This is a genomic window from Sphingobacterium prati, assembly GCF_013167215.1.
Taxonomy (GTDB): Bacteria; Bacteroidota; Bacteroidia; order Sphingobacteriales; family Sphingobacteriaceae; genus Sphingobacterium; species Sphingobacterium prati.
In genome coordinates, this window is sequence record NZ_JABJWY010000016.1 from 134 (window position 1) to 24,234 (window position 24,101).

23 protein-coding genes and 1 pseudogene are annotated in these 24,101 nt (G+C 39.9%); 13 read left to right on the plus strand and 11 right to left on the minus strand.

What is annotated here, in order from left to right; genetic code table 11:
- Both HPC41_RS25025 and HPC41_RS03740 read left to right on the plus strand, forming a co-directional pair.
- Positions 1-195, plus strand: a 195-nt coding sequence (locus HPC41_RS25025) for a hypothetical protein (protein ID WP_216660651.1), incomplete at its 5' end; no start/stop codon positions are given.
- Between the two features lie 66 nt (positions 196-261).
- A complete protein-coding gene (locus tag HPC41_RS03740) occupies positions 262-4,128 on the plus strand; it encodes a TIM-barrel domain-containing protein (protein WP_172392642.1) in 3,867 nt (1,288 codons plus the stop codon).
- Between the two features lie 171 nt (positions 4,129-4,299).
- On the opposite strand, the gene HPC41_RS03745 is transcribed toward HPC41_RS03740, so the two are convergent.
- The 3 genes from HPC41_RS03745 to HPC41_RS03755 all read right to left on the minus strand — a co-directional run bounded on the left by HPC41_RS03745 (position 4,300) and on the right by HPC41_RS03755 (position 6,090).
- On the minus strand, positions 4,300-5,178 hold the full coding sequence (locus HPC41_RS03745) for a pirin family protein (protein ID WP_172392643.1): 879 nt from the start codon (positions 5,176-5,178) through the stop codon (positions 4,300-4,302).
- A gap of 171 nt (positions 5,179-5,349) precedes the next feature.
- Positions 5,350-5,667: a hypothetical protein gene (locus HPC41_RS03750; protein ID WP_172392644.1), complete on the minus strand. Its 318-nt coding sequence runs from the start codon at positions 5,665-5,667 to the stop codon at positions 5,350-5,352.
- Between the two features lie 3 nt (positions 5,668-5,670).
- Entirely contained in the window at positions 5,671-6,090 is a 420-nt protein-coding gene (locus HPC41_RS03755; protein WP_172392645.1) for an OsmC family protein, read from the minus strand.
- A 221-nt stretch (positions 6,091-6,311) separates the two neighbouring features.
- On the opposite strand from HPC41_RS03755, the gene HPC41_RS03760 reads away from it, so the two are divergent.
- Together HPC41_RS03760 and HPC41_RS03765 are read left to right on the plus strand one after the other, a co-directional pair.
- Positions 6,312-7,031, plus strand: coding sequence for an outer membrane beta-barrel protein (locus HPC41_RS03760; RefSeq protein WP_172392646.1), 720 nt, complete (start codon positions 6,312-6,314; stop codon positions 7,029-7,031).
- 52 nt (positions 7,032-7,083) lie between these two features.
- A pseudogene (locus HPC41_RS03765) lies at positions 7,084-7,601 on the plus strand (TMEM175 family protein).
- Here the strand turns inward: HPC41_RS03765 and HPC41_RS03770 are convergent.
- The 4 genes from HPC41_RS03770 to HPC41_RS03785 form a co-directional block, all read right to left on the minus strand.
- Complete coding sequence (locus tag HPC41_RS03770) at positions 7,595-8,161, minus strand: AAA family ATPase (RefSeq protein WP_172392647.1); 567 nt, start codon at positions 8,159-8,161, stop codon at positions 7,595-7,597. The pseudogene HPC41_RS03765 and the gene HPC41_RS03770 sit on opposite strands and share 7 nt — an antisense overlap.
- A 71-nt stretch (positions 8,162-8,232) precedes the next feature.
- Positions 8,233-9,339 (minus strand): DUF6688 domain-containing protein, encoded by a 1,107-nt coding sequence (locus HPC41_RS03775; protein ID WP_474754050.1) that lies wholly within the window; start codon positions 9,337-9,339, stop codon positions 8,233-8,235.
- A 13-nt stretch (positions 9,340-9,352) separates the two neighbouring features.
- Positions 9,353-9,811: an SRPBCC family protein gene (locus HPC41_RS03780; RefSeq protein ID WP_172392649.1), complete on the minus strand. Its 459-nt coding sequence runs from the start codon at positions 9,809-9,811 to the stop codon at positions 9,353-9,355.
- A gap of 20 nt (positions 9,812-9,831) precedes the next feature.
- Positions 9,832-10,644 carry a hypothetical protein gene (locus tag HPC41_RS03785; protein ID WP_172392650.1) on the minus strand — a complete coding sequence of 271 codons (813 nt, stop codon included), beginning with the start codon at positions 10,642-10,644 and terminating at the stop codon, positions 9,832-9,834.
- Between the two features lie 200 nt (positions 10,645-10,844).
- Between HPC41_RS03785 and HPC41_RS03790 the strand changes: the two genes are divergently transcribed.
- Together HPC41_RS03790 and HPC41_RS03795 are read left to right on the plus strand one after the other, a co-directional pair.
- Entirely contained in the window at positions 10,845-11,378 is a 534-nt protein-coding gene (locus tag HPC41_RS03790) for a hypothetical protein (protein ID WP_172392651.1), read from the plus strand.
- A gap of 58 nt (positions 11,379-11,436) precedes the next feature.
- Complete coding sequence (locus HPC41_RS03795; RefSeq protein WP_172392652.1) at positions 11,437-11,913, plus strand: hypothetical protein; 477 nt, start codon at positions 11,437-11,439, stop codon at positions 11,911-11,913.
- A gap of 51 nt (positions 11,914-11,964) precedes the next feature.
- Here HPC41_RS03795 and HPC41_RS03800 read toward each other — a convergent pair whose 3' ends face one another.
- From HPC41_RS03800 to HPC41_RS03810, 3 genes are read right to left on the minus strand one after another with little or no spacing between them, the layout of a single operon-like run.
- A complete protein-coding gene (locus HPC41_RS03800) occupies positions 11,965-13,191 on the minus strand; it encodes an RNA polymerase sigma factor (RefSeq protein ID WP_172392653.1) in 1,227 nt (408 codons plus the stop codon).
- Between the two features lie 46 nt (positions 13,192-13,237).
- Positions 13,238-13,576: a YciI family protein gene (locus HPC41_RS03805; RefSeq protein WP_172392654.1), complete on the minus strand. Its 339-nt coding sequence runs from the start codon at positions 13,574-13,576 to the stop codon at positions 13,238-13,240.
- Between the two features lie 41 nt (positions 13,577-13,617).
- Positions 13,618-14,091 carry a carboxymuconolactone decarboxylase family protein gene (locus tag HPC41_RS03810; RefSeq protein WP_172392655.1) on the minus strand — a complete coding sequence of 158 codons (474 nt, stop codon included), beginning with the start codon at positions 14,089-14,091 and terminating at the stop codon, positions 13,618-13,620.
- 360 nt (positions 14,092-14,451) lie between these two features.
- Between HPC41_RS03810 and HPC41_RS03815 the strand changes: the two genes are divergently transcribed.
- On the plus strand, positions 14,452-16,209 hold the full coding sequence (locus HPC41_RS03815) for a DUF885 domain-containing protein (RefSeq protein WP_172392656.1): 1,758 nt from the start codon (positions 14,452-14,454) through the stop codon (positions 16,207-16,209).
- A 104-nt stretch (positions 16,210-16,313) separates the two neighbouring features.
- Here the strand turns inward: HPC41_RS03815 and HPC41_RS03820 are convergent, their stop codons facing one another.
- Complete coding sequence (locus HPC41_RS03820; protein WP_172392657.1) at positions 16,314-17,282, minus strand: GlxA family transcriptional regulator; 969 nt, start codon at positions 17,280-17,282, stop codon at positions 16,314-16,316.
- A 137-nt stretch (positions 17,283-17,419) separates the two neighbouring features.
- Here HPC41_RS03820 and HPC41_RS03825 point away from each other — a divergent pair, with 137 nt between their 5' ends.
- The 6 genes from HPC41_RS03825 to HPC41_RS03850 all read left to right on the plus strand — a co-directional run bounded on the left by HPC41_RS03825 (position 17,420) and on the right by HPC41_RS03850 (position 23,893).
- Positions 17,420-17,842: an SRPBCC family protein gene (locus HPC41_RS03825; protein ID WP_172392658.1), complete on the plus strand. Its 423-nt coding sequence runs from the start codon at positions 17,420-17,422 to the stop codon at positions 17,840-17,842.
- 21 nt (positions 17,843-17,863) lie between these two features.
- Positions 17,864-18,283 carry a DoxX family protein gene (locus HPC41_RS03830; protein ID WP_172392659.1) on the plus strand — a complete coding sequence of 140 codons (420 nt, stop codon included), beginning with the start codon at positions 17,864-17,866 and terminating at the stop codon, positions 18,281-18,283.
- 98 nt (positions 18,284-18,381) lie between these two features.
- Complete coding sequence (locus tag HPC41_RS03835; protein ID WP_172392660.1) at positions 18,382-18,831, plus strand: SRPBCC family protein; 450 nt, start codon at positions 18,382-18,384, stop codon at positions 18,829-18,831.
- Between the two features lie 121 nt (positions 18,832-18,952).
- Positions 18,953-19,243 (plus strand): hypothetical protein, encoded by a 291-nt coding sequence (locus tag HPC41_RS03840; protein ID WP_246250368.1) that lies wholly within the window; start codon positions 18,953-18,955, stop codon positions 19,241-19,243.
- A gap of 128 nt (positions 19,244-19,371) precedes the next feature.
- A complete protein-coding gene (locus tag HPC41_RS03845; RefSeq protein WP_172392662.1) occupies positions 19,372-20,256 on the plus strand; it encodes an ABC transporter ATP-binding protein in 885 nt (294 codons plus the stop codon).
- Positions 20,249-23,893: a M1 family aminopeptidase gene (locus HPC41_RS03850; RefSeq protein WP_172392663.1), complete on the plus strand. Its 3,645-nt coding sequence runs from the start codon at positions 20,249-20,251 to the stop codon at positions 23,891-23,893. The genes HPC41_RS03845 and HPC41_RS03850 overlap by 8 nt, the downstream gene beginning before the upstream one ends.
- Positions 23,894-24,101: the final 208 nt, after the last annotated feature.

The window sequence follows — 24,101 nt, forward strand, 5'->3', positions numbered from 1 at the left end:
CTGGAAACAGTCAAGGGCTTCTTGCGTTTGCATACTTTTTTAGATTTCTTTTCAGAAGAGACACCGGGTCGGAACGATGGAAAAGATCTGCTCGGTTCACTTAACTCCTGCAACATTATTATTGGACAATCGTTTGCATTTCGCAATCCCTTTTTTACTTGGATTTACTATTGTATTATTGTTATGTTAATTTAACGGCATTTTGCCAGCGTCTTAAGGATGAAAATGCAGCAATGCTATTTATTATTATAAATCATACACATGAGGATATCTTTTTGGAGTACAAAGGCGCAGTTTAGTTTATTGGTGGGATTGGCTTCTCCGTTTATTTTTCAATTGAATAAGGCCAGTGCGACGACTCATCTGACTGCTAATTATAAGATAGAACAAACTGCTGCTGTTAGTAAAATTATTGCTGTACAGCAAATTAATCCAACAACAGTGGAGATTGTATATGAAAACAACCAAAGAGTCACATTGGATTTCTATGGAGATCATATTTTCAGAATGTTTCAGGATATACACGGTGGTATTGTCCGTGATCCGGAAGCAAAACCTGATGCGAAAATCCTTGTTGAACAACCTCGCAAAGCAGTGAATGAGCTGAAGGTAAAAGACGAAGGAAATCGTGCTACAATAACAACCAAAGACATTGTGTTCGCTATAGATAAACAGACGTCTTATTTTAGTATCATAAACCTTAAGACCAATAAAGTTGTCGTAGAAAGTTTAAAACCTATTGTTTTTGAACCTAAACAGGTAACCTTAGAATTGAAAGAAAATAAGGATGAGTACTTTTTCGGCGGGGGCGTTCAAAATGGGCGGTTCTCCCATAAAGGAAAGACAATCGCAATCGAAAATCAAAATAGCTGGACTGACGGTGGGGTCGCATCGCCTACACCTTATTTTTGGTCAACCAATGGCTATGGGTTTATGTGGCATACATTCAAAAAAGGGAATTACGCTTTTGGAGCGAAGACGAAAGGTACCGTAAGATTATCTCATGAAACCGATTATCTGGATGTCTTTTTTATGATTGATGATGGTATGGTACCCTTACTCAATGATTTTTACCAGTTAACCGGTAATCCAATACTTCTGCCAAAATTTGGCTTGTATGAGGGGCACCTCAATGCATATAATAGAGATTTTTGGCAGGAGGATGAAAAGGGGATTCTGTTTGAGGATGGAAAACGCTATAAAGAAAGTCAAAAAGAAAATGGTGGCACAAAAGAATCCTTGAATGGCGAAAAGGGAAATTACCAATTTTCGGCCCGTGCTGTTATAGATCGCTATAAAGCGCATGATATGCCTTTGGGTTGGATTCTACCAAATGATGGCTATGGTGCGGGCTATGGTCAGACTGAAACATTGGATGGTAACATTAGGAACCTCAAAGAATTTGGCGATTACGCTCGTAAAAATGGCGTGGAAATTGGTTTATGGACGCAGTCTGACTTGCATCCTAAAGACAGTATTAGTGCATTACTGCAAAGAGATATTGTAAAGGAAGTACGTGATGCGGGTGTCCGGGTATTAAAGACAGACGTCGCCTGGGTGGGGCCTGGTTATTCCTTCGGCTTAAATGGTGTTGCTGATGTGGGCCATACAATGCCTTATTATGGTAACAATGCACGACCGTTTATTATTTCATTGGATGGTTGGGCAGGAACACAACGCTATGCCAGTATTTGGTCGGGAGATCAGACTGGCGGGGTTTGGGAATATATTCGATTCCATATTCCGACGTATATTGGTTCAGGACTTTCCGGACAACCAAATATCACTTCGGACATGGATGGAATCTTTGGTGGAAAAAACTTTAAGGTGAACATTCGGGACTTTCAATGGAAAACCTGGACACCGATGGAATTGAATATGGATGGCTGGGGATCCAACGAAAAGTATCCACATGCTTTGGGAGAACCTGCGACTTCCATCAACCGTCTTTACCTGAAACTGAAATCTCAATTAGTTCCTTATAGCTATAGTATAGCCAAACAAGCCGTCGATGGCCTGCCGATAATTCGTGCGATGTTTTTGGAGCAGGCAAATCAGTACACACTTGGAAAGGCGACACAATATCAGTATTTGTATGGGCCGAACTTTTTGGTAGCACCGATCTATCAGGAGACTCGTGTAGATGAGAAAGGCAATGACATCCGAAACGGTATCTATTTACCTGACGGAGAATGGATAGATTACTTCAGCGGTGAAAAATATACCGGTGGACGTATCATCAATAATTTTGATGTACCAATTTGGAAACTACCGGTTTTTGTCAAAAATGGAGCCATTATTCCGGTTACGAACCCGAACAATAACGTGCAGGAAATCAAAAAGGATCAACGTGTTTACGAGATATATCCCTTTGGAAATTCTGAATTCACGGAATATGATGACGATGGAAAAACAGAAGCTTATCGTTATGGAAAAGGCGTCAATACAAAGATTTCTTCCATACAGAAAGACAGCAAAGTGCTGTTTACAATAGCGCCATCAGAGGGTGAATTTGAGGGATTCGAAAAAGTGAAAGGGACCGAAGTTCATTTTAATGTAACCGCTGCTCCGAAGAAAGTGACTGCTAAAGTCAATAAAAAAGCGATAAAACTTCAAGCGGCACATTCACTGGATGAGTTTAAGGCATTGGAAAATGCCTACTTTTATGATGCACAACCCAATCTGAATCAGTTTGCAACAAAAGGATCCGAATTTGAAAAGGTTAACTTGATCAAAAATCCGATGATATTGGTGCGTATCGGTAAGCAGGATGTGTCATCAGCAGCACTTGAAATACAAGTAGATGGATTCAGATTCAAGCCTAATGACACGTATTTGGCACAAACAGGAGCGCTTACACCTCCCACGGCAAAAGTAACGGATAGTAATACCGAAGCCTACACATTAACGCCAACATGGGAGAAGGTTGCCAATGCAGACTATTATGAGATTGGGTTTAATGATCTGATATACTCGACCATTAAAGATAATCAATTGTTGTTTGAAGGGCTGGATGCAGAGACTGAATATAATTTTAAAATTAGATCCGTTAACAAAGCTGGTGTTTCTGATTGGCGTACATTTAGTGCAAAAACAAAAGCTAATCCGTTGGAGTTTGCGATCGAAGGTATTAAAGCAGAGACCTCTGTAGACAATCAAGGGGGGAACGGTATCAATAAACTGTTCAACTATGACGAAGGCGATATATGGCATACCAAATGGGGCCAAACTGCCGTTCCGTTTGATATTACGCTAGATCTGAAATCCGTCAATCAGCTGGATAAGTTCGAGTACCTTCCTCGGACAGATGGTGGTAACGGTATCATTTTAAAAGGTAAAGTATTCTATAGCAACGATAAAGATACCTGGTCTGAGGCTGGAAATTTTGAGTGGAAACGCGATGGTGAAATGAAAGGCTTTAGTTTTGGTCAGCATCCTGTTGCGCGCTTTATTAAGATTTCGGTTTCGGAGGCTGTCGGCGGCTTCGGTTCAGGCCGTGAGCTCTATGTCTTTAAGGTGCCTGGATCGACTAGCTATTTACCCGGCGATATCAACAACGATCGCCTGATCGACCATAATGATCTGACTTCTTATATTAATTATACCGGATTAAGAATGGGGGATGGTGATTTTGAAGGCTATGTGAGTAATGGTGATGTTAATAAAAATAATTTGATTGATGCCTATGATATCTCAAATGTTGCCGTGTCGATCGAAGGCGGGGCCAAATCAGGCAAAGAGGAGAAAGTTGGCGGTAAGCTGAAATTGACGGTATCCAAGACAGCTATGAAATCTGGTGATATCGTTGAAATTGCAGTGAGCGGAGAAAACCTTAAAGCAGTGAATGCGCTTAGCTTCGCATTGCCTTATAATCAGGGTGATTTTGAGTTTATGGGAATAGATGCGCTACATTTGAAGGAAATGAACAACTATACCAATGACCGTCTTCATACAAACGGAAGTAAAGCGTTGTATCCTACTTTTGTGAATTTGGGCAATAAAGAAACACTGAATGGCTCGGAAGTGCTTTTTAAGATCAAATTGAAAGCCAAACGTAATGTTAACTTTAATTTAAAAGCGATAGACGGTATTCTAGTTGATAAAAAACTCAATTCGATCAGTTTTTAAGGTATATTTTGCAATGCGAATAAATGAAAGGGGAATGTTAACATTCCCCTTTCTTATGCAGTAGTAATCCGATCAGCAGCATAGCTTTATTGGGGCTTACTTCTAACCTGACCGATAATAGCTATAAAACGATTCTATCAATGGATATTTTGTAGCTTCAAAACTATTTCATTAATTTAATATCATGTTGAGGTCCATCAGAAGGATTTCAGTATCGGCCGAAGTAGCCGTGAGTTTAATTTCCGAAACATCCCAAATGCCAAAGCCATCTCTCGTCCCCAATTCTTGTCCCGCTACGTTGGCACTTCCGCTGATGACGAAAATATAAACACCATTTCCAGCTTGTTTAACTTTGTAATTTGTTTCGATACCTTTGTCGAAATTACCCATATGAAACCAAGCATCCTGATGTATCCACACGCCTTCATCTGCCGGATCAGGGGAAAGGATCTGTTGAAATTTATTGTGTCTTTGTGATCTATCCAATGTGATCTGATCGTATCGTGGTGCTACATTGCGTTGGTTTGGATATACCCAGATCTGTAGAAATTTAACAATTTGATCAGTGTTTTTATTGTATTCACTATGCATGATGCCTGTTCCCGCACTCATTACCTGAATATCACCTTTCCGGATGATCGCCTGATTGCCCATACTATCTTCATGTTCGAGATCACCTTCCAAAGGGATACTGATGATTTCCATATTGTCGTGCGGGTGCAATCCGAATCCGCGGCCTTCGGCAACAATATCATCATTAAGCACCCGGAGTACACCGAAATGCATACGTTCGGGATTATGGTAATTTGCAAAACTAAAGGTATGGTTACTCTGCAACCAGCCGTGATCTGCATAACCTCGGCTCGTTGCTTTATGTAATACACTATGGTTTTCCAATTGATCTGAATTATAATGTACAGTGTCAGCATCCAGTGTTTCCAAAGGTTGTATTTCGTCGATTTCATTTCTTAGAACACCTGCTGAAGCAGCGCTCGCTGCAAATATTCCGGAACCTAAAAGCCCTTTTTTTATAAAGTTTTGTCTATTCATGGTTTTGCAATTTATGAGTTCAAAATTAGCCTGCTAAGGATTAATTATCATTGAACTAGTTTAATAAATAAGATGTATTGAGAATTTAAAGCTTGCTGTGTTTTACAAAAAGAATAGAGATCGTTAATAATAGCTTTTCTAAAAAAATCGAGCTCTTTTTCTCGAATTCAATTATTTGTTAAGAACCAAATCTGGGAATAAACTATATATTTCGTTTTTTAAAAGCCCGCTTCCACCACCATAATGTTTTATCAAGCCAATTGTATGGTCTAAATAAGCAAGATGATTTACGATTTCAGTTTCATCCTGATCCGATAAACCAGAACTCAACAACAGTATGTCGCTTGGGTAATTGGAGAGGTATTCTTTACAAGTGGCGAGATCCTGATGAATGATGGCCTGCCAACCATTTGTACCCCCTATGATACGCTTCAGCGTTTGGAGAATTTCTTCGTTTTTGCCAAACACAATAATGATTAAATTCTTCATCTGCTAGTTTGTTTTCATGATTGTATTCACAACGGCATTCCCCTTTAATATCTTAGAAATCGGACATTCATCAGCAATTTGTTGTAGTCGTAACACCATGTTTTCTTCTACCGCCTGCCCGAACGAAATTTCTCGTTCAAAATAGGTTACCACTTGCTCCTTTTCAATTCGTAAGTACATATTGGCTGTGACCTGAATTTCATCAATAGGAAGTCCTTTTCTGTCAATATACATCCGTAAGGTTGCCAATGTACAGGAAACGAGGGAAGAAACCAGTAGAGTGTATGGGTCAGGACCGAGATCTTTTCCACCCAATTTTTCCGGTTCATCGGTAATAAATTCGCCGTTGCGCCACAGGATGGTCGTTTTATATTTTTGTCGGCCAATATGACCGCTGACAGGATTCTCTAAGATATATTTCATATGATGTATTCCTTTGATTCTAATACAACAAAATTAAGGTCCATTTGATTCAATTCCATTGATGTAGTTCAAGAAATGTGAAAAGAAGGACTTATTTCACTACCTGAATTTGACAGAATATACTGCATGATGGAACAAAAAATAATAGTATAAAAAATAAAATGGCAATGTAACTTGAATCGCCTAAATTTTCTTAATTTTAGATTGTTTTTATATTTTTTATGATGAAGAGATTTTTACTTCTTGCATGTATAGCCTGTACCGTGCCCTTTGCGGCTTTTTCACAATCTCATGAACTTCGTCTCGGTGTAACTTCTGGTGTCTCCAATTTTACGGGATCTGGAAGCATCGCTAAAAGCACTTTAAATGGTTCTGGTCAGCAGGATTATTATACCAATAATCCTTACGGTAAAAAATATGGAATCAATTTGGGTGGCGCAGTGAATTACCGTTATGTTTTTGCAAATAATTTTCTTTTAGGCGTGGAAGGAGCTTTTGAACGATTGCAAACAAAGGTTGACCTAGAAGGTAGCGAATTTGTAAATGGTAGCCGTGGGCTGACTAAACTCAATCAGCAATTTTTGAATTTTAATCCCTTCCTTGGCTATCGTGTAATATTTGAACCGATGACAATGGATATGCAATTCGGCGTTGATATAGCGAAGACGTTGAGTATCAATGAAGATGGAAGTATTGAGGAAAAGAATGGCGATAAAACAAGTTTTACCCACGATCGAGGGAAGGTAATCGATGTGGATATCCGTCCACGACTACAATTTAATGTTAATTACGAGCACTATACAGTTTTTGCAGGCTATTCTTGGGGCTTGAAGGATTATCACGATGGAATACTTGGCGCCAATCTCGGACCGGCACGATTGAATGTATTTCGTCTAGGTTTGCAATATCAATTTTTAAAACCGATGTATAAAAATGACTAAAAGCCGGCTGGAGGCATTCAGTGATGGTGTGCTGGCCATCATTATTACCATTATGGTACTTGAGCTAAAAGTACCAGAGGGGTACACTTTTGCGAGTTTAAAACCGCTGTTCCCAAAAATCATTTCCTATGTGGTCAGTTTGTCTACGTCGGGTTGTATTGGAATAACCATCATCATTTGTTTCAGATTGTTCAGAAAGTCAATGGGAAAGTACTATGGGGGAATTTACACCTTTTATTTTGGCTCTCCTTGATGCCTGTGACCACCAACTGGATTGGTGAATCCCATTTTGAACGTGATCCAATTATTGCTTATGGAGTTGTATTGATCATGTGTTCCATAGCCTACAATATTGTTGAATATTTTGTGATCCAGACGGAAGGTGAAGAGTACGCTTTAAAACGAGCTGTCAAATCAAAGACCAAAGAAAACATTTCTACAGCATTGTATTTTCTTGGAATCGGCATATCTTTTATAAATCCATACATTAGTCTGCTGATGTACGGTACGGTGGCCGTTATGTGGCTAATTCCAGACCGTCGCATAGAAACGCTAATGAAAGATCAATGACCGACTAACCCGAGCGATTTACATATAAATTGATAACGTTGTTCGACCGTTGTTTTCGGTACTTCTGTGACCTCATATCCAAGTCGCTTATATACACTTTTCATCTGTTTGAATGCCGCTTCAGCTTCTTCCCAGGTTTGTTTTCGCTCATGATCAGTTTCATAAATTTCTTGCCATGGCGGAAGGATAAAGATTTTTTTATGATAACGATATGTTCTAGCCTCTTCAAGTAGTGGTGCTGCAACAGTAAGGTTCTCCATTTCGATATAGGCCAGTGTATCAGGAATACCACGGTCAAAAAAAACATACTGTTGCTGTTGGGCGTTTTCTGTTATTTCATTCCGAAAACTAGCATTGGATGCAATCAGCATGAGTGTGGCATAGTATTGCTTATTTTTCCAAGGTAAGCCATCGCTATTGCTCTGCGATTGTTCTCGAATGATTCTACGTGCTTCTTCGGGCACGGTTCTATAGCCTTCTTTTTGTAGTTTATTGAGTAAGGTGGTTTTGCCGACACCGGGCCCTCCGGTTAGGACAATAAAATAGTTTGTCTGATCCATATAAAAAATGTCATGGTCCTGCAATGCTCCAATAAAGGTGCTTAATTGAAGGATGTAAAGATTGAAAATGATTATGTGTATTGCTTGGCGATTTTCTTCTCGGGTTCTACATATAGCATATAGAGAAAGAAGAGAAAAATGTATTCCAGTGGTTTCATTGCCCTATATGTTAGGTTTGATGCCCAGGTAGAGTTGATTTTAATGGAGATGTTATATCCGTATCTGTCGTAAAAATAACGTACATAACGATGCAAGCTTGGGGATAGATCACTTAAAATCTCTTCAAAGGCGTTGGCTATCAATAGTTGACGGTTAACGATGATCGTATTCCCGTGCCGTTTGCCCAAACGCAACGGTTTTACAATTGTTGGATTACCTTGTGCAGCTACGGTACAGAGGTAATGTCCACGGTGATCTAACACTGGTGGGTGCATTTTTTGAGAAAAAGCCCAGGTGGTGGTTTCTGTAAATACTTTGGCCATTGAGTCGCTGTCCTGACCAAATAGGATCAGAAGAGCGGTCATGATGGCAAAACAAGGAACGAGCAAGATCAGCGCCCATACAGGATAGTCGAGCTTGGATGCAAGCTGCTCATTGACCTTGTTTAGTATAGGATTTCGATAAGTTCTGTGGATCGCTGTTGCCTTCTCCTCCTGAATGATCTTCCAGATAAAACCTATACCAAAGCAGAAGCAGAAAAGTGGTGTGAAAATAAAATAGAATGTTCCTTCATTACCGACATAACTACTCAAGGTGGATGTATCGTGATAGCTCACCTGAGTCAGTACAAAGATACTGATTATAGATCCTAACATCAAAATAATAAGGGCCAGGACTAAAGGAATCGGAGGTATTTTTCGGCCTTTTATCCAAATAGCGAGTATAGCGACGTTGAAAGCAACAAAATAGATAAACAATGATAAGGCATGTTTTCCACCGAAAGGTAAGTAACAGTCGCCATCAACAGGATCGACAGCCTCATGAAATTGACTGGAATGTGTGAACAGACCAGCTCCAAAGAGCGCCATGGACAGGATGTAGCCAATGATCACAGTATATTCAACAGAAGATATCTTTTTATGTTGTTTTTTGATAGCGGAACGAAGTAAATAATTTAATCCTGCGAAAAAAGCAACGATTAGGACAAAGGCAATGTACATGGCAGTAAATAAAATTATTGGACGAAAATAATCAAATCATTGTTTTTAATTCACGTTCAAGGCGATCAAAGTTTTCTTCATTTTTATTGATAACAAAGCTTTTGATCTTGTTGCATTCTTGTGGGCTATCAAAGATCATTCGGAAGCCGAATTTCGTTTTACCCGGAGCAATATCAGATAGGGAGAGCTCCATTCGAAAAAGAGGTTTAGATAGCCGATCCCAGGTAATTAATTTGGGGTAAATGATTTCTGAAAAAATACATTCATTTTGATAGTTTCCATTATCGGGGGCATGCATGATAAATTTCCATCGCCCACCAGGCCTAAAGTCAAATTCTTCAAACGTATTGGTAAATCCGTCCGGGCCCCACCAATTTTCCAAATGAACGGGATTGGCGCATGCCTCAAAGACCTTGTCTATCGCTGCATGTACGATCCTGGAGCTGACGATTTCATTGTCAGGTGAATGTGTGGCAGGAATTTGGCTCATCGTTTCTTTTTGTGCTAATATTAACCAAATAATCGTTTCCAAAAGTTTTCCTTTTTGGCGACTCTAGTTGTCTTCTGTGTATCGGATTCTAGCGGTTCTACGTGTACCTTTTCGATTTTTACATTGTGCAAGACTTCATTTTCGGGGAGACCATCACGCTGTTCGATGTTTTTGATCTGTTCGTATGCTGCTGTTTGATAGAGTAGCGGGCCTTCTTTATCGCAGTTAAAAAGATTAGAATAGCTTTTAGACTCATTTAGATCAAAAGGCTGAGGCTCCACAACTTCTGTAGCTTCCAGGAGGCCTAGACCACGCTCTTTGGCAAAATTCAATGCCTTTAAAAAAATGACAATGCGCCCCTCAGAAAATAATTGATCCAATTCCGATTTAATTTCTGGATTGTGCTGATAGTCATCTAATAAGCGCACTACCTGATCGGCAGCAATATACACACCTGAGCAATAATTTTCAACCAGCCTATTTTGTATTTTTGTTGTGAGTGATTCTACTGGAATAAATTCTTCCCATCTTTTGTAATAGGAATCTAGCTGTTTATTCGCCGAGAAAGATAATGCGCTGCCGCGGACATAAAAGTAAGTTTCGAAAAAACCTTGAACAATGGCGATAAAGAAACCGTGTGTCTTGTCGAAATAATCATTTTGATCCGTTTCCCGACCGGCATTTACTGTATCCTGAAATTTTGTTTTATAGAAATCCTCAATTTGATACTCGGATGCTAGCTTTTCTATTTTTTCTGGATTTGCAATCAATTCAAAGTACCAGGCATTAATCTGTTCTTCAGAAATAGGATGGTAACTAATATCAAAGCCCATAATCAGCGGTTTTTAATCTGTTGTTCTCTCATTGCTAAAATATTAAAAATTAGCGTGTTGGTCAAGTGAAATGCAAAAGATAATATCAGGGTTAGCTCGATATATGGTCGTTTTAGCTTATTATGGAGGCAATAGTGAAGCATGGGATGGTTTGCCGGTTTAAGTAATATTAGGTAATTTCGGACAAAATAAAAATTTATATGAAGCACTTACTATTTGTTATTTTCATGTCGGCGAGTCTATTATTTACCGCTTGTCAGGCTCCAAACCCAGAAAATTTTTTCGGAAAAGTTGTTCTAAATACCAATCTTGTAGCCGATTTTGCTCCTGACCGTTTTGGTAAACGCCTCGAACAGGAGACCGTTGAATTTGCCGACATCCCCTCAAGTAAAAAAACAGGTGATGAGGCGCAAAAATCCGTAGACATAAAGATCCAAACAGTAGAAAAAGCATTAAAAGACATCAATGCACTCAATGTTTCGGATGATGATGCAAAAGCACTAAAAGAAAAATCTATTGCCTTATTTGAAAAGGTGCTGCCAGTCTATAAAAATGAGTATACTGCATATGCTAAACTTTGTGATACAAAGGGATCTGCTGAAAAAAAGCAGGAGTTGCTTCAGAAAATACAACAAGATTACATGCCCGGGATTGATAAAACATTTGACGAAGTATATGTTTTAGGAAAAGCCTATGCTGAAAAACATAATCTCAATGTAAACTGGGGCAACTAAGATGGATCAGGAGACTAACTTATATAGAAATAGAAGCAAAACTGCTAAGCTTCTAAGTATGTCCGGTGTAATTTGTATCGTTCTTTTATTGATCTTGTTGTACTGTATTGGACTCTTTGACGGTGAATTAAAAGTTAAACCCGCTGTATTTTCGGGCGGAGCATTGCTTATTATGCTAATCCTTTTGGTGAGCAGCTTATTAAACCTTCGAGACAAGTCCGCTCAGATTACATTAAATAAAAGTCATTTCTCAGGAAAAACAACTCCATTGGCAAAAGCATTCGGTATAGGAAATTGGCATGATGTCACAGGGATAAACTTACAGAAAGTGGGGGGAGATACCTTAGTGGTTGTCACATTAGATAATGCTCCGAATTATAAAGACCGGCTTCCATCCTTGTTATGGAAGATGGCTTATGAGGCAGCATCACAACAGCTAAATATCATGTACTCAGCTTCTGTCATAGCGATCGAACCTAACGAACTTTATGATTTATTTATAACCTATTGGCAAAGCTCCAAAGAGAGCCGCTGATTGGCTGACTGTCGGCTTAGCCGAGTTGAAAGTGTATAGCAATCGCGAACTTCAAAGCATAGCGATCTTGCGTTGGATAGTTTCCTGTTCCAGGGAGTTTTTTGCCAATGCCTGTGCGCGCTGAAAGTTCGCGATTGCTTTTTGTCGATCTATATCTTTATAAAGTTCTCCTAAGAGTGCGAAATAAAAGTGGCTGTCTGCTAGATTTAACTTTTTGGCTTCGGCCAACGCAGTTTTTGCACCTTTCGCTTTAGATAAGGCAAATAGTCTGTTGAGTGCGGCGCTAGGCGAGTAATTGACCAATAGCAAACGATCATACAGTTGAAGGATTTCGCTCCATTTTTCCACCGTATCTGCTTTTGCACAATGCCATTGCGCAATTTTTGCTTCGATATGGTACGAGGTCAGCTGATCTCCAATGGCGGACTGATTCAAAAAATAAATTCCCTGATTGATTAACGCTTGATTCCAAAGCTTCTCATTTTGCTGTTCATACAGAATAAATTCACCGTCATTACTGTGCCGGGCATCGAAGCGTGAAGAGTGAAAACAGATTAAGGCGATGAGCGCGTTTGTTTTTGGGACATTCGTCTTTTCATATGCGGCCAACATTAACGCCAGGCGCAATGCTTCTATACAAAGATCTTTTCTTAGAATCTGATTCTGGGTCTTGGAGTAGTACCCTTCGTTAAACAGGAGGTATATAATATGCAATACGTTGTCCAGCCTTTGGATGATTTCCTGTTCTGATGGCAGTTCAAGCTGGATTTTTTCTGTGCGAAGTTTCTCCTTTGCCCTAAACAACCGCTTGTTGATGGTTTCTTTGTTTGAAAGAAAGGCTTCGGCAATTTCTTCAATACCAAAACCGCAAAGAATCCGCAGTGCCAGACCTATTTGGGCCTCACTTGCAATCGCAGGTGTACAGATAGCAAATAACATCTTTAATTGACTGTCTTTGATGTTTTCCTGCGTGAAACTAAATTCATCGGTATAATCCACGGCAATCTGATTTTGATGTATTTCCGGAACTACCTTGTCATCGAAAATTTTATTCCGTCTAAAGTGACTTAAGGTTTTTTGTTTGGCTACTGTGTAAAGCCAAGCGGTTGGGTTTGCAGGCAAACCCTTTGCCTGCCATGATTCCGTAGCCAGCAAAAAAGTCTCACTGACAATATCTTCGGCAATTTCAATATGTTGTAGGCCAAAGCCCTTTGAAATCACAGCAACAATTTTGGTGAATTCTTGCTGAAAAAGCTGTTTTAAAAAGTTGGAGTCCATTATGCAAAATAAGGCAGTTGTATCTTATACAACTGCCTAGCTTTTTTTAAACCAAAAGTGCCCTGATTTCAACACTGCCGCTAGATTCTAAAATGGGACAACCATGTGCCAACGTTGTCGCTTCTTCAAGATTTTCTGCGGATATAACAATAAATCCACCCAGACTTTCTCTAATCTCTACAAAAGGACCATCTGTAATAACTCCACCCGGTTTTAATACCTTTCCAGTTTTTTCGAGCCTTGAACCATGGTCGGACAGTTTGCCCTGTGCTTCAATCTCACCGATCCAATCCTGCCATTTTTTGTTTATTTTGGAAATCTCTTCCTCGGTCAAAAGAGCTTGTTCATTGCCTGCCTGCCGAAATAATAAGATGAAATCTTTCATGCTTAACGTTTAATTTGTTAAATAAATTTATTTACCTCTTGTTATGTTGTCTGCACTTTATGTTGGCCGACCTTGTACCCACCGGCCTCTGTACGGAACGAAATATTAAAACGATTGTATGCATTGATTGTTGTTATGGCCAAAGTCAGGTCTATGAGTTCTTCTTCAGAAAACTCCTGGTTAGCAATAGCATAAACCTCGTCAGGTACATCGCCATTCGTTATTTTTGTTACTGCTTCGGCCCATTCCAAGGCAGCACATTCGCGTGCGCTGTAGAGTGGTGCTTCACGCCAAGCGTCTAATAAAAATAGACGTTGTGGATTTTCGCCAGTGGCAAGCAGATCTTTTGAATGCATATCCAGGCAGTAAGCACAACCATTAATCTGTGATACTCTAAAATAAACGAGGTGCAAAAGCTCTTGCTCGATTGCACATTTACCTAAATAAGCACCCAATCCAAACATAGCTTTCATAGCATTTTGGCCTTTCGCGAAAAAATTGATCCGTTGTTTCATTTTAATTATTGTTTTAAGTGTAACTGTTTTACACTACAATAATGATTGAAGTTAAAGAAATTGGACATAAGGCTTTAAATATTTTTTCATTTCTTTATAAATATCTGTTTATTAGTTGTTTATGTTTTATTTTTTTTATAAAATTCTAATAATTTATGAGATCTTCAAGATCTATCCGAAGGCGACTATAACCTTTGCAGCTTGAAATTGGCGATGGAGCTGCTAGACACATCTTTTTGTTGGTCAGTGGGGTATCTTTTTGTCAATCGAAACAATACTGCTGTTGTGGTTAATTGTAAAATCCTTGAGGTGATTGATCAACAGTCAACAACAATTGCTATTTTTAATCAAATTACTCCAATGAAACTGATAATATATACGTTTACTATCCTGAGTTTTGGAATCCTGGCATCCTGTGGGTCGGGGTCCAATACCCAAAAAAAACTTGCGGATACCAGCTCCAATGCGAATTTTAAAGCTTATGAAGATCGATTCATCGAGCAGCTCTGGAAAGAAAATCCAGAATGGGCTACACAGGTAGGTTTTCATCGATATGATTCGCTGTTAACGATACCCGATGCAAAAAGCAGAACACTACGTTTGGAATTTTCGAAACAACAGCTCGATCAGCTGAAAAGTTTTGACTTGAAGGATCTGAATCTCTCGCAACAGACAGATTATCATTTGATCCAGAATTATCTGGAATCCAATGTATGGTCAATCGAAAAGGAAAAGGCGTACGAATGGAACCCTTCTGCTTATAATGTAAGCGGAACCATCGCCTTTATGCTGGCAGAGAACTATGCTCCACTACACGACCGCCTTCATGCTATTGAACAGCGTATGGCGAAAATTCCGGCCTATTATGAAGCCGCGAAAGGACAGATCAAGAATCCAGCTTTAGTACTGACAGATCTAGCCATACAGCAAAATTTGGGCGGATTATCTGTATTTGAAACGGATCTGCGGGATTCTTTAAAAAAATCTAGTCTTCCAGCAGCTGAAAAAGCAGCTATTCAAGCGAAAGCCGATCAGGCTGTAAAGGCAATCAATGGATTTGTCACATTTTTAAAAACGAATCCGAATCCATCACCGCGAAGTTTTAGGTTGGGTCAGGAGTTATACGATCAAAAGTTTAAGTTTGACATCCAGTCGGGATCTACCGCGGCAGAGATTTACGATGCGGCTGTGGCACGTAAGCATTATTTACATGCCGAAATGTATAAAATCAGTAAGGAACTATGGCCAACGTATTTTGGAAAAACGGTACAGCCCACAGATAGTTTGGTGCTGATCCGCAAGATGATCGATACCTTGTCAGTCAACCACGTCAAAGCAGAAGATTTTCAGTCTGCTATTGAAGCGCAGATACCAAAATTGGTGGAATTTGTGAAAAAGAAGGATCTCCTATACATAGACGATAGCAAACCTTTGGTTGTGCGGAAAGAACCTGCCTACATGGCTGGTGTGGCCGGAGCCTCTATTAGCGCTCCAGGTCCCTATGATAAAGGAGGGAACACATACTACAATGTTGGTAGTCTTGCTGGATGGACCAAAGAAGCTGCAGAAAGTTATTTGCGGGAATACAATCACTATATTTTGCAGATTTTGAATATTCACGAGGCGATTCCTGGGCATTATACGCAACTGGTGTATGCCAATCAATCGCCTAGCTTAATCAAGAGTGTTTTAGGCAACGGCGCGATGATCGAGGGCTGGGCGGTATATACCGAACAGATGATGTTGGAAAATGGTTATGGCGACAATGCGCCTGAAATGTGGCTAATGTGGTATAAATGGCATCTGCGTACTGTATGTAATGCGATATTGGATTATAGTGTACATGTGAAGAATATGAGTGAGCAGGATGCCATGCACCTGCTAGTCAACGAAGCGTTTCAACAACAGGCAGAAGCTGCTGGAAAGTGGAAAAGAGTATCGGTTAGCAGTGTGCAGCTCACATCCTATTTTACGGGATATAAAGAAATCTATGATTTAAGAGAAGCTGTTAAAAAGGAGGAGGGTGCTCAATTTAAACTGAAAGCCTTTAATGAGAAATTTTTAAGTTTTGGCAACTCCCCCGTAAAGTACATACGGGAAATGATGTTGAAGAAGTAAGTATAAAGCGCATTCAGCAGCAGCAAGCCACACGACAATTGTGTGGCTTGTTGTTTTTTGTTCCTATGTCATGGCGTTATTTTTTTGCTGTTAAATTTCCTCTCCTAGGCGACTTTAGCAAATTTATTCCGATACTCTATGGGGGTAAGGCCTGTTATTTTTTTGAAGATATCCCTAAAGGCTTTGGTGTCTGTGTAGCCGACATCATACATCACCTGGGAGACGTTTTTCCTTGACGCCTCAAAGTATTTCTTGGCGGCCTCTATCCGCACACGCTGGATATACTCTACCGGTGTATTGTTTGTCGCTTCTTTAAACCTACGTTCGAAAGTCCTGCGGCCAATGTTTACAAAATTAGCAAGGTCCTCAACAATAATTCTTTCCTCATATTTCAGTTCGATGTAATCCTGTGCTTTCTGGATATCCACATCATCGTGATTTCGCTGTCCACGGAATATGGCAAATTGAGACTGACTGTCCCGACTGATATCCAGCGCAAAATATTTAGCGATCATAATAGCCGTTTCACGGTCAGAAAACTTTTCGACCAGATACAGAATCAAATTCCAAAGGCTGCTGGCACCACCACTGCTGTAAATATTATCGTTTTCGGTAATAACGGCGCCATCTTCGATTTCTATTTCGGGGTATTTTTCCTTAAATTCACTGATATAAGCCCAATGGGTCGAGCATTTTTTTCCATTTAACAGCCCTGTTTCAGCCAGAAGAAATGCTCCTACGCATAAGCTAGCCAAACGGGTACCTCTTAAGTGAAGTTTTCTAAAATAGGGTATTGCTTCGGCATTGTCCCTTATACCAGCGTCTATATCACCAAAAGTAGGGGGTATGATCAGTAAATCGGTACGTTCAACATCTTGCAGTAAACGGTTCGTTTTTATGGTGTACTCGCCACTATTGGCCGGCACATATTCACTAAGACCTACATACTCAACGTTGAATATCGGTTTTTTTCCAAAAGCCGATAGAAATTCATTGGCTGTATGAAAGGTTCTAAATGCTGGCGTAATGCCTTCAATAGTACCGTATTGGGGAACAAAAACAGAGATTTGCATATCTTTTTGGTTTATGTGATAAAGGTACAAATTGTTTTTGTCGTAATCCACCCCTAAAGTTGTCGGTTTTACAATACGCCGGCCTTTAAAATCCTTTGCATCTTTGCTATATCATTATAGACAAAGAAAAAGAAATCATGGAAAGACAAACAAAAATCAAGGTGGAAGCCATAATCAATGCACCAGTAGAGAAAGTGTGGCAGCAATGGAACGCACCTGCAGATATCATGCAATGGAATACTGCAGATCCAAGCTGGCATTGTCCGAGCAGTCAAAACGACTTGCGTGTGAATGGCACTTTTAAAAATCGCATGGAAGCGAAGGATGGTAGTTTTGGGTTTAATTTTGAAGGAACTTACGATAAGGTTGAGTTGCATCGGAAAATCGCTTATACCATGTCAGATGGTCGCACAGTAAGCACGCTTTTTTCTGAAGTAGATGGAAAGACAATCATGAGCACTACGTTCGACGCAGAACAAATGAATGATCCTGAATTACAGCAACAAGGCTGGCAGTCAATCCTTAATAATTTTGTAAAACATGTTGAATCAACGAATTAATCACCTTAAAATATCAACATCATGAAAAAGAAAAAAATTATCTTCTGGATAGCGACGATATTTATTGTTATCTGGGAAGGCGCTATGCCACTGGGCACATTACTATTTGCGCCGCAATACGTGAATGCAGGAACCAAACCTTTAGGTTACCCGGATTATTTTGCTTATACCCTTATTATCTGTAAAGTGCTCGGAGTCATTGCCATTGCCATTCCACAGTTTCACGCTAAATTAAAAGAATGGGCTTATGCAGGATTAACATTCAGTTTGTTATTTGCCTTTATCAGTCATGCCTGCGTGGATAAAAATATAACCTATATGTTATTGCCTCTTATTGTACTGGGTATCCTGATGTTATCTTATGTCTATCGGTCAAAGATAGTTGGTACAAATCGTGCCACACAGCAGAATACCTATACAGGCGCATCCGCGATATCCTAATATCATAGTGTTCCCATCGGAAAGGATAGGTTATTGAAAATTATTAGAAAGAACAAAAAGGTAATATTATCTATTTACATTATAAACAATCAATAACGATGAAAACAAATTCAGTTTCTCTACATCGAGTTATTCAGGCAAGTCCTGAAAAAATCTTCCGTGCATTCGCGGATCCAGTAGCACATGCCACTTGGTTACCTCCTTATGGTTTTGTCTGTACTGTACAGCAAATGGATTTTAAAGTAGGCGGTCAATTCAAGATGACGTTTATTAATTTTGGAACGGGTAATGGTCATTCCTTTGGTGGTGAATATTTGGAAATTACACCCAATGAATTTATCAAGTATGTTGACCGTTTTGATGATCCCAGCCTGCCAGGGGAAATGACGACAACAGTTTCACTGCGTGCAGTCAGCTGCGGTACTGAACTTAAGATAGAGCAAATAGGTATTCCTGAAATTATCCCCCCTGAAATGTGTTACCTTGGATGGCAGGAATCGTTAGAAAAAATGAAAAAGCTTGTAGAACCCGTAATACCAGACGCATAATTAATTTGTTTAGGATATGGAGCGGTTAAAAAGCGGGGTTTTTATCACTTTTTCAGGGAATTGTAGAGCGGCACTTACGTTTTATCAGTCGTGTTTTGGCGGGAGCCTACATTTTGACAAGATGGATAGAAAGATAGAAGGGTATTCAGAGCTACCTATTGTAAGTGCCGCGCTTACTTCTCCCAGTGTGGTCATCTATGGTTCGGATTTGGTGCATGATGATGGACGAAAAATCGGAAATTATCTTTCCGTATTTTTGTCATGTATGGATGTGATGGACCGTGGCAGGCTTGTGGCCAAGCTGGCAGCCAGTGATGGTCAATCTGTATTGGGTAATAATGAGACAGATCCATTGGTGGAAGTGGTTGATATTTTCGACGTCAGGTGGATATTGGGGCTTGCTCCACAATAACTGTTTTTATTTCGGGATTCATTGAAAAAATGGGTCACTCTACCTAATTTCTGACGAACTTTTGTTATATTGTTGTAACAAATTGTCGTTTCGGTATACTAACGAATTATTAACAGTTAAACTTATTTATGAATTTATCAATAGAAAGCCTCAGTAAAACCTATCCTAATGGTGTAAAAGCCCTAGACGAAGTAAATTTGGAAATAAAACCGGGTATGTTTGGTCTCCTCGGCCCAAATGGAGCTGGGAAATCCTCCCTGATGCGCACTATAGCAACCCTTCAGAAGCCTGATCATGGCCGCATTACTTTTGGCGACATTGATGTGCTCGGAAAGCAGATGGAGTTGCGAAAAGTTTTAGGTTACCTACCACAGGAATTTGGTGTTTATCCGAATCTTTCTGCGACGGATTTGTTGCAATATTTTGCAAAACTCAAAGGGATTAAAACCAGTGCCGACCGACAGGCTATCATCAAGCGCGTACTTGAGGTAACTAATCTTTGGGATGTACGTAATAAAAGTGTCAGCGGCTATTCGGGAGGGATGAAACAACGCTTTGGTATTGCGCAGTTATTATTGAATGACCCAAAATTAATTATTGTTGATGAGCCCACAGCTGGACTGGACCCGGCCGAAAGACATCGTTTCTTAAACGTATTGCGAGAGATCGGTACCAATCATACCGTTATTTTCTCCACACATATTGTGGATGATGTACGTGAGCTATGCCATGAGCTGGCCATTCTCAATGGGGGTAAAATATTGTTGCGTGGCACACCCAAGGAAACGATAGAACAATTGGAGGGCAAAATCTGGGTGCGTATTATTAGCCGGGATCAATTGGATGAATATACTCAGAAGTATAATGTCATTTCTACGAATTACAATCAGGACAATACGCTTAATATTCGAGTTTATAGTTATGAGCGGCCAGATGAGTCCTTTGTAAATGCGCAAGGCCAACTGGAAGATGTCTATTTTGTCGCATTAAAAAACGACCAGCGCCATGTTTAGTTCAATTTTTAATTTTGAGTTTACGCGTTGGTTTAAGAGCGCTGTCATTTATATCTACATGGCTTTATTCTTTGTGCTGGCGTTGTTCATCATGCTTTCGTCTTTGGGGATATTTGACGGTGTCACGGCGACCACTTCATCCAACACCATTAGAAATTCGCCTTGGGCTATTAACGAGATGATCAATGGGATGTCTTCCATTATTTATTTCTTAATACCCTCTATAGTGGGCGCCTGTGTTTATCGGGATTTTCAGTATAATGTACACACTATTCTTTTTAGTTATCCCTTTACCAAAACCGATTATCTGTTGGGTAAGTTTTTTGGATCAATAGCTGTCGTACTCATCATCGTATTGTCCTCCACTTTAGGTATAGTTGTCGCACAGTTTATCCCTGGGATCAACCCAGATTTATTGGGGCCAGTACATGTTTCAGCCTACTTTCAGACCTATCTCATTCAGGTTATTCCTAACCTGGTTATTCTTAGCGCGATTATTTTCGTCTTAGTCACTTTTACCCGCAATGTCTATGTAGGTGTTGTTGCGGTGCTGGTACTGATTATATTACAGATACTTGTTCAAAACCTGACTACAGATGCCGATAACCGTTATCTCGGCGCACTGATAGATCCTTTTGGTGATAGCGCGATTTCGTACTATACGCAATATTGGTCTCCCGAAGAAAAAAACACAAACAATCTACCCTTTCTCGGAGCGATTATCTATAACCGACTGATATGGCTCGCTGTAGCGGCATTGTTTATTGGTGGCTTTTACCTGCTATTTTCTTTCTCACAGGATTCTATTTCGGTAAAAACGGGTAAGAAAGGAAAACGATTGACAAAAAATAACTTTGATAGCGTTTTTCGCCTTAACCTACCAAAAGTAAGTTACGATTTTTCAATCAGCCATTACTTAAAGACGACTTGGACACTGGCTCGCTATGACTATCGTTATATTGTTAAGAATCCAGTGTTTTTGATTCTGACTTTGGTAGGTGTACTATTTATCCTTTTGATGGCGAGTACAATTGGTGCTATTTTCGGCACCTCGACTTATCCCGTTACCTGGAAAATGCTGATGATACCCGGGACAACCTTTAAATTCTTTTTGTTGATCTTGACCTTCCTCTTTACCGGTTTATTGGTTCACCGTGGTAGCATCACACGTATGGGAGGATTATTGGATGCGACGCCAGTCCCGAATTGGACGCTTATGGGGTCCAAAATCATCGCGATCATTATGATGCAGCTTACCCTGCTTGCTGTCGTCATGCTCACCTGTATGGCATTTCAGGTCTATCATCAGTATTATAATTTCGAATTAGGGCAGTACTTCATGCACTTAATGGTGTATGGTATGTTGGCCAATATCGTTTGGCTTTTTGTGGCCATGTTTGTGCATACACTCTTTAAGAATTATCTGGCTGGTTTTTTTATTCTATTAACTTTATTTATCGGATTGCCATTTTTGTCTTTGGTAGGTGTGGAGCAGGCCATTTATCAGTTTAACCAGGGGCCCGGTCTTGATTATTCCGACATGGATGGTTTTGGCTATATCTTACCTTTTTTGACCTATAGAACATATTGGTTGCTGTTCGCGGTGTTCTTTCTTACGATAGCGCTTTTGTTATGGCGTAGAGGTGGATTCTCAGGAGCGAAGGAACGTTGGGCCATATTAAAAAGAAACCTGAGCCCCAGCAGTATAACTGTACTTATCGTGAGTTTTATCGGTTTTGTAGGAATTGGGGCTGGTATATATTATGAGAACCACATCAAAAATCCATATTATACGAGCCTTGATCATGAAAAACAATCCGTGGAATGGGAAAAGAAATATAAAAAATATCAATTTCGGCCCCAACCCAGGGTTGTCGATATCAAGTTTAATATGGATATCTACCCCTCTGCACGCAGTTTTAAAGCACGGGCTTTTTATGTATTAAAGAATAAAACTGCAGTCGCAATAGATTCCATTTTTGTTAATTATAATGATTATGACTATACCTTTTCGTTCAATGTTCCTCATAAGCTGATTTCTGTCGATGATATTTATAATTTCAATATCTACAAACTTGACAAGCCAATGGCACCGGGAGATTCCATCGTCTTAAGTTTTAGTACAGTCAGTCCAGCCAACACTTGGGTAAATGAGAAATCTCCCGTGAAAGGCAATGGAACATTTATCAACAATATGCAGTTTCCAAATATTGGTTATATAGATCGGGGCGAACTGGTGGATAATGATATTCGCAAGAAATATGGATTGCCGTATCGAGACCGTATGGCCTCACCTACTGATTCCAATGCAAGGAAAAATAATTACATTTCAAATGATGCGGACTGGATTCGGTTTGAGGCAACTGTGAGTACAGATGCCGATCAGTTGGCCATCGCTCCGGGATATTTGACGACGCAATGGGAGAAAGGTGGAAGGAAATATTACCAATATAAAATGGACTCGGCTATCCTGAATTTCTTTGCTTTTAATTCGGCTCGGTATGAAATAAAAAAAGATCGATGGAATGGTGTCAATTTGGAAATCTACTACCACAAAGGACATACCTACAATCTCGATCGGATGATGGCGTCAAGCAAGGCTTCTCTAGCCTATTATACCAAAGAATATAGTCCGTATCAGCACCGACAGCTTCGTATTGTGGAATTTCCTCGAACAGCAGGAACTTTCGCACAGTCATTTGCCAATACGATTCCTTTTTCCGAAGCCATAGGTTTTATAGCGGATGTGGATGAGAAAGAAGATGATGCGGTGGATTATCCATATGCTGTCACAGCACACGAAATAGCACACCAGTGGTGGGCTCATCAAGTTGTGGGTGCCAATGCTCAAGGAGCCACATTGATGTCTGAAAGTATGTCGGAGTATTCCTCCTTAAAAGTACTGGAAAAAAGATATGGAAAAGGACAGATGCGCAAGTTTCTCAAAGAAGCACTGGATGGCTATCTGACAGGAAGAAGTGCGGAGAAATTAGGTGAACGGCCATTGATGTACAACGAAAACCAAATGTATATCCATTATCAAAAGGGTTCGTTGGTGTTATATGCCCTGAGCGATTATCTGGGGGAGCAGGTTTTCAATCAAACAGCAAAAGCCTATCTGGAGAAGACAGCCTTCCAAAACCCACCTTATACAACATCTTTGGAATTTGTGGATTACATTCGAGCGGCCACACCCGATTCATTGCGCTATCTGATCAAAGACATGTTCGAAACAATCACCCTGTACAATAATAAAGTGGAGAAGGTGAGCACTAAAAAGTTAAAAAATGGAAAATATCAGGTCGATATTCAATTTGAAGTTGCCAAGTATCGCGTGGATGCCAATGGAAAAAAGAGTTATAATGATCAAGGGGATAAACCGCTATTATTTAAAAAATCGGATCAGGTGACATTGAAATCCTTGCCTTTGAAAGATTATATCGAGGTTGGGGTTTTTTCAAAATCCACAGATAAGAACAATGGCAAGCCCCATGAGCTTTACCTGAAAAAGCATCGCATTGATCAGATCAACAATAAGCTCACGTTGGTTGTTGATCAAAAACCTATTCAGGTTGGCATAGACCCCTATAATAAACTGATTGATATCGATTCTGATGATAATAGAAAAGATATTTAACGCTGTTTCCTGAATGAACGCATAGCTGAAGCAGATCATCCTTCTTAGGCTGTATAGGCAACATATTTTCATTTGTTGGCTATTCAGCCTCCTCTGCTGCTCTTATCCGTATTATTAGTTTGTGCATCGTTTTGATGAATCGCGAAATAGTCCTACAGGATTACCAGGACGGCTACACCAATAGGTGGGTATTTTATTCAAGAAAACA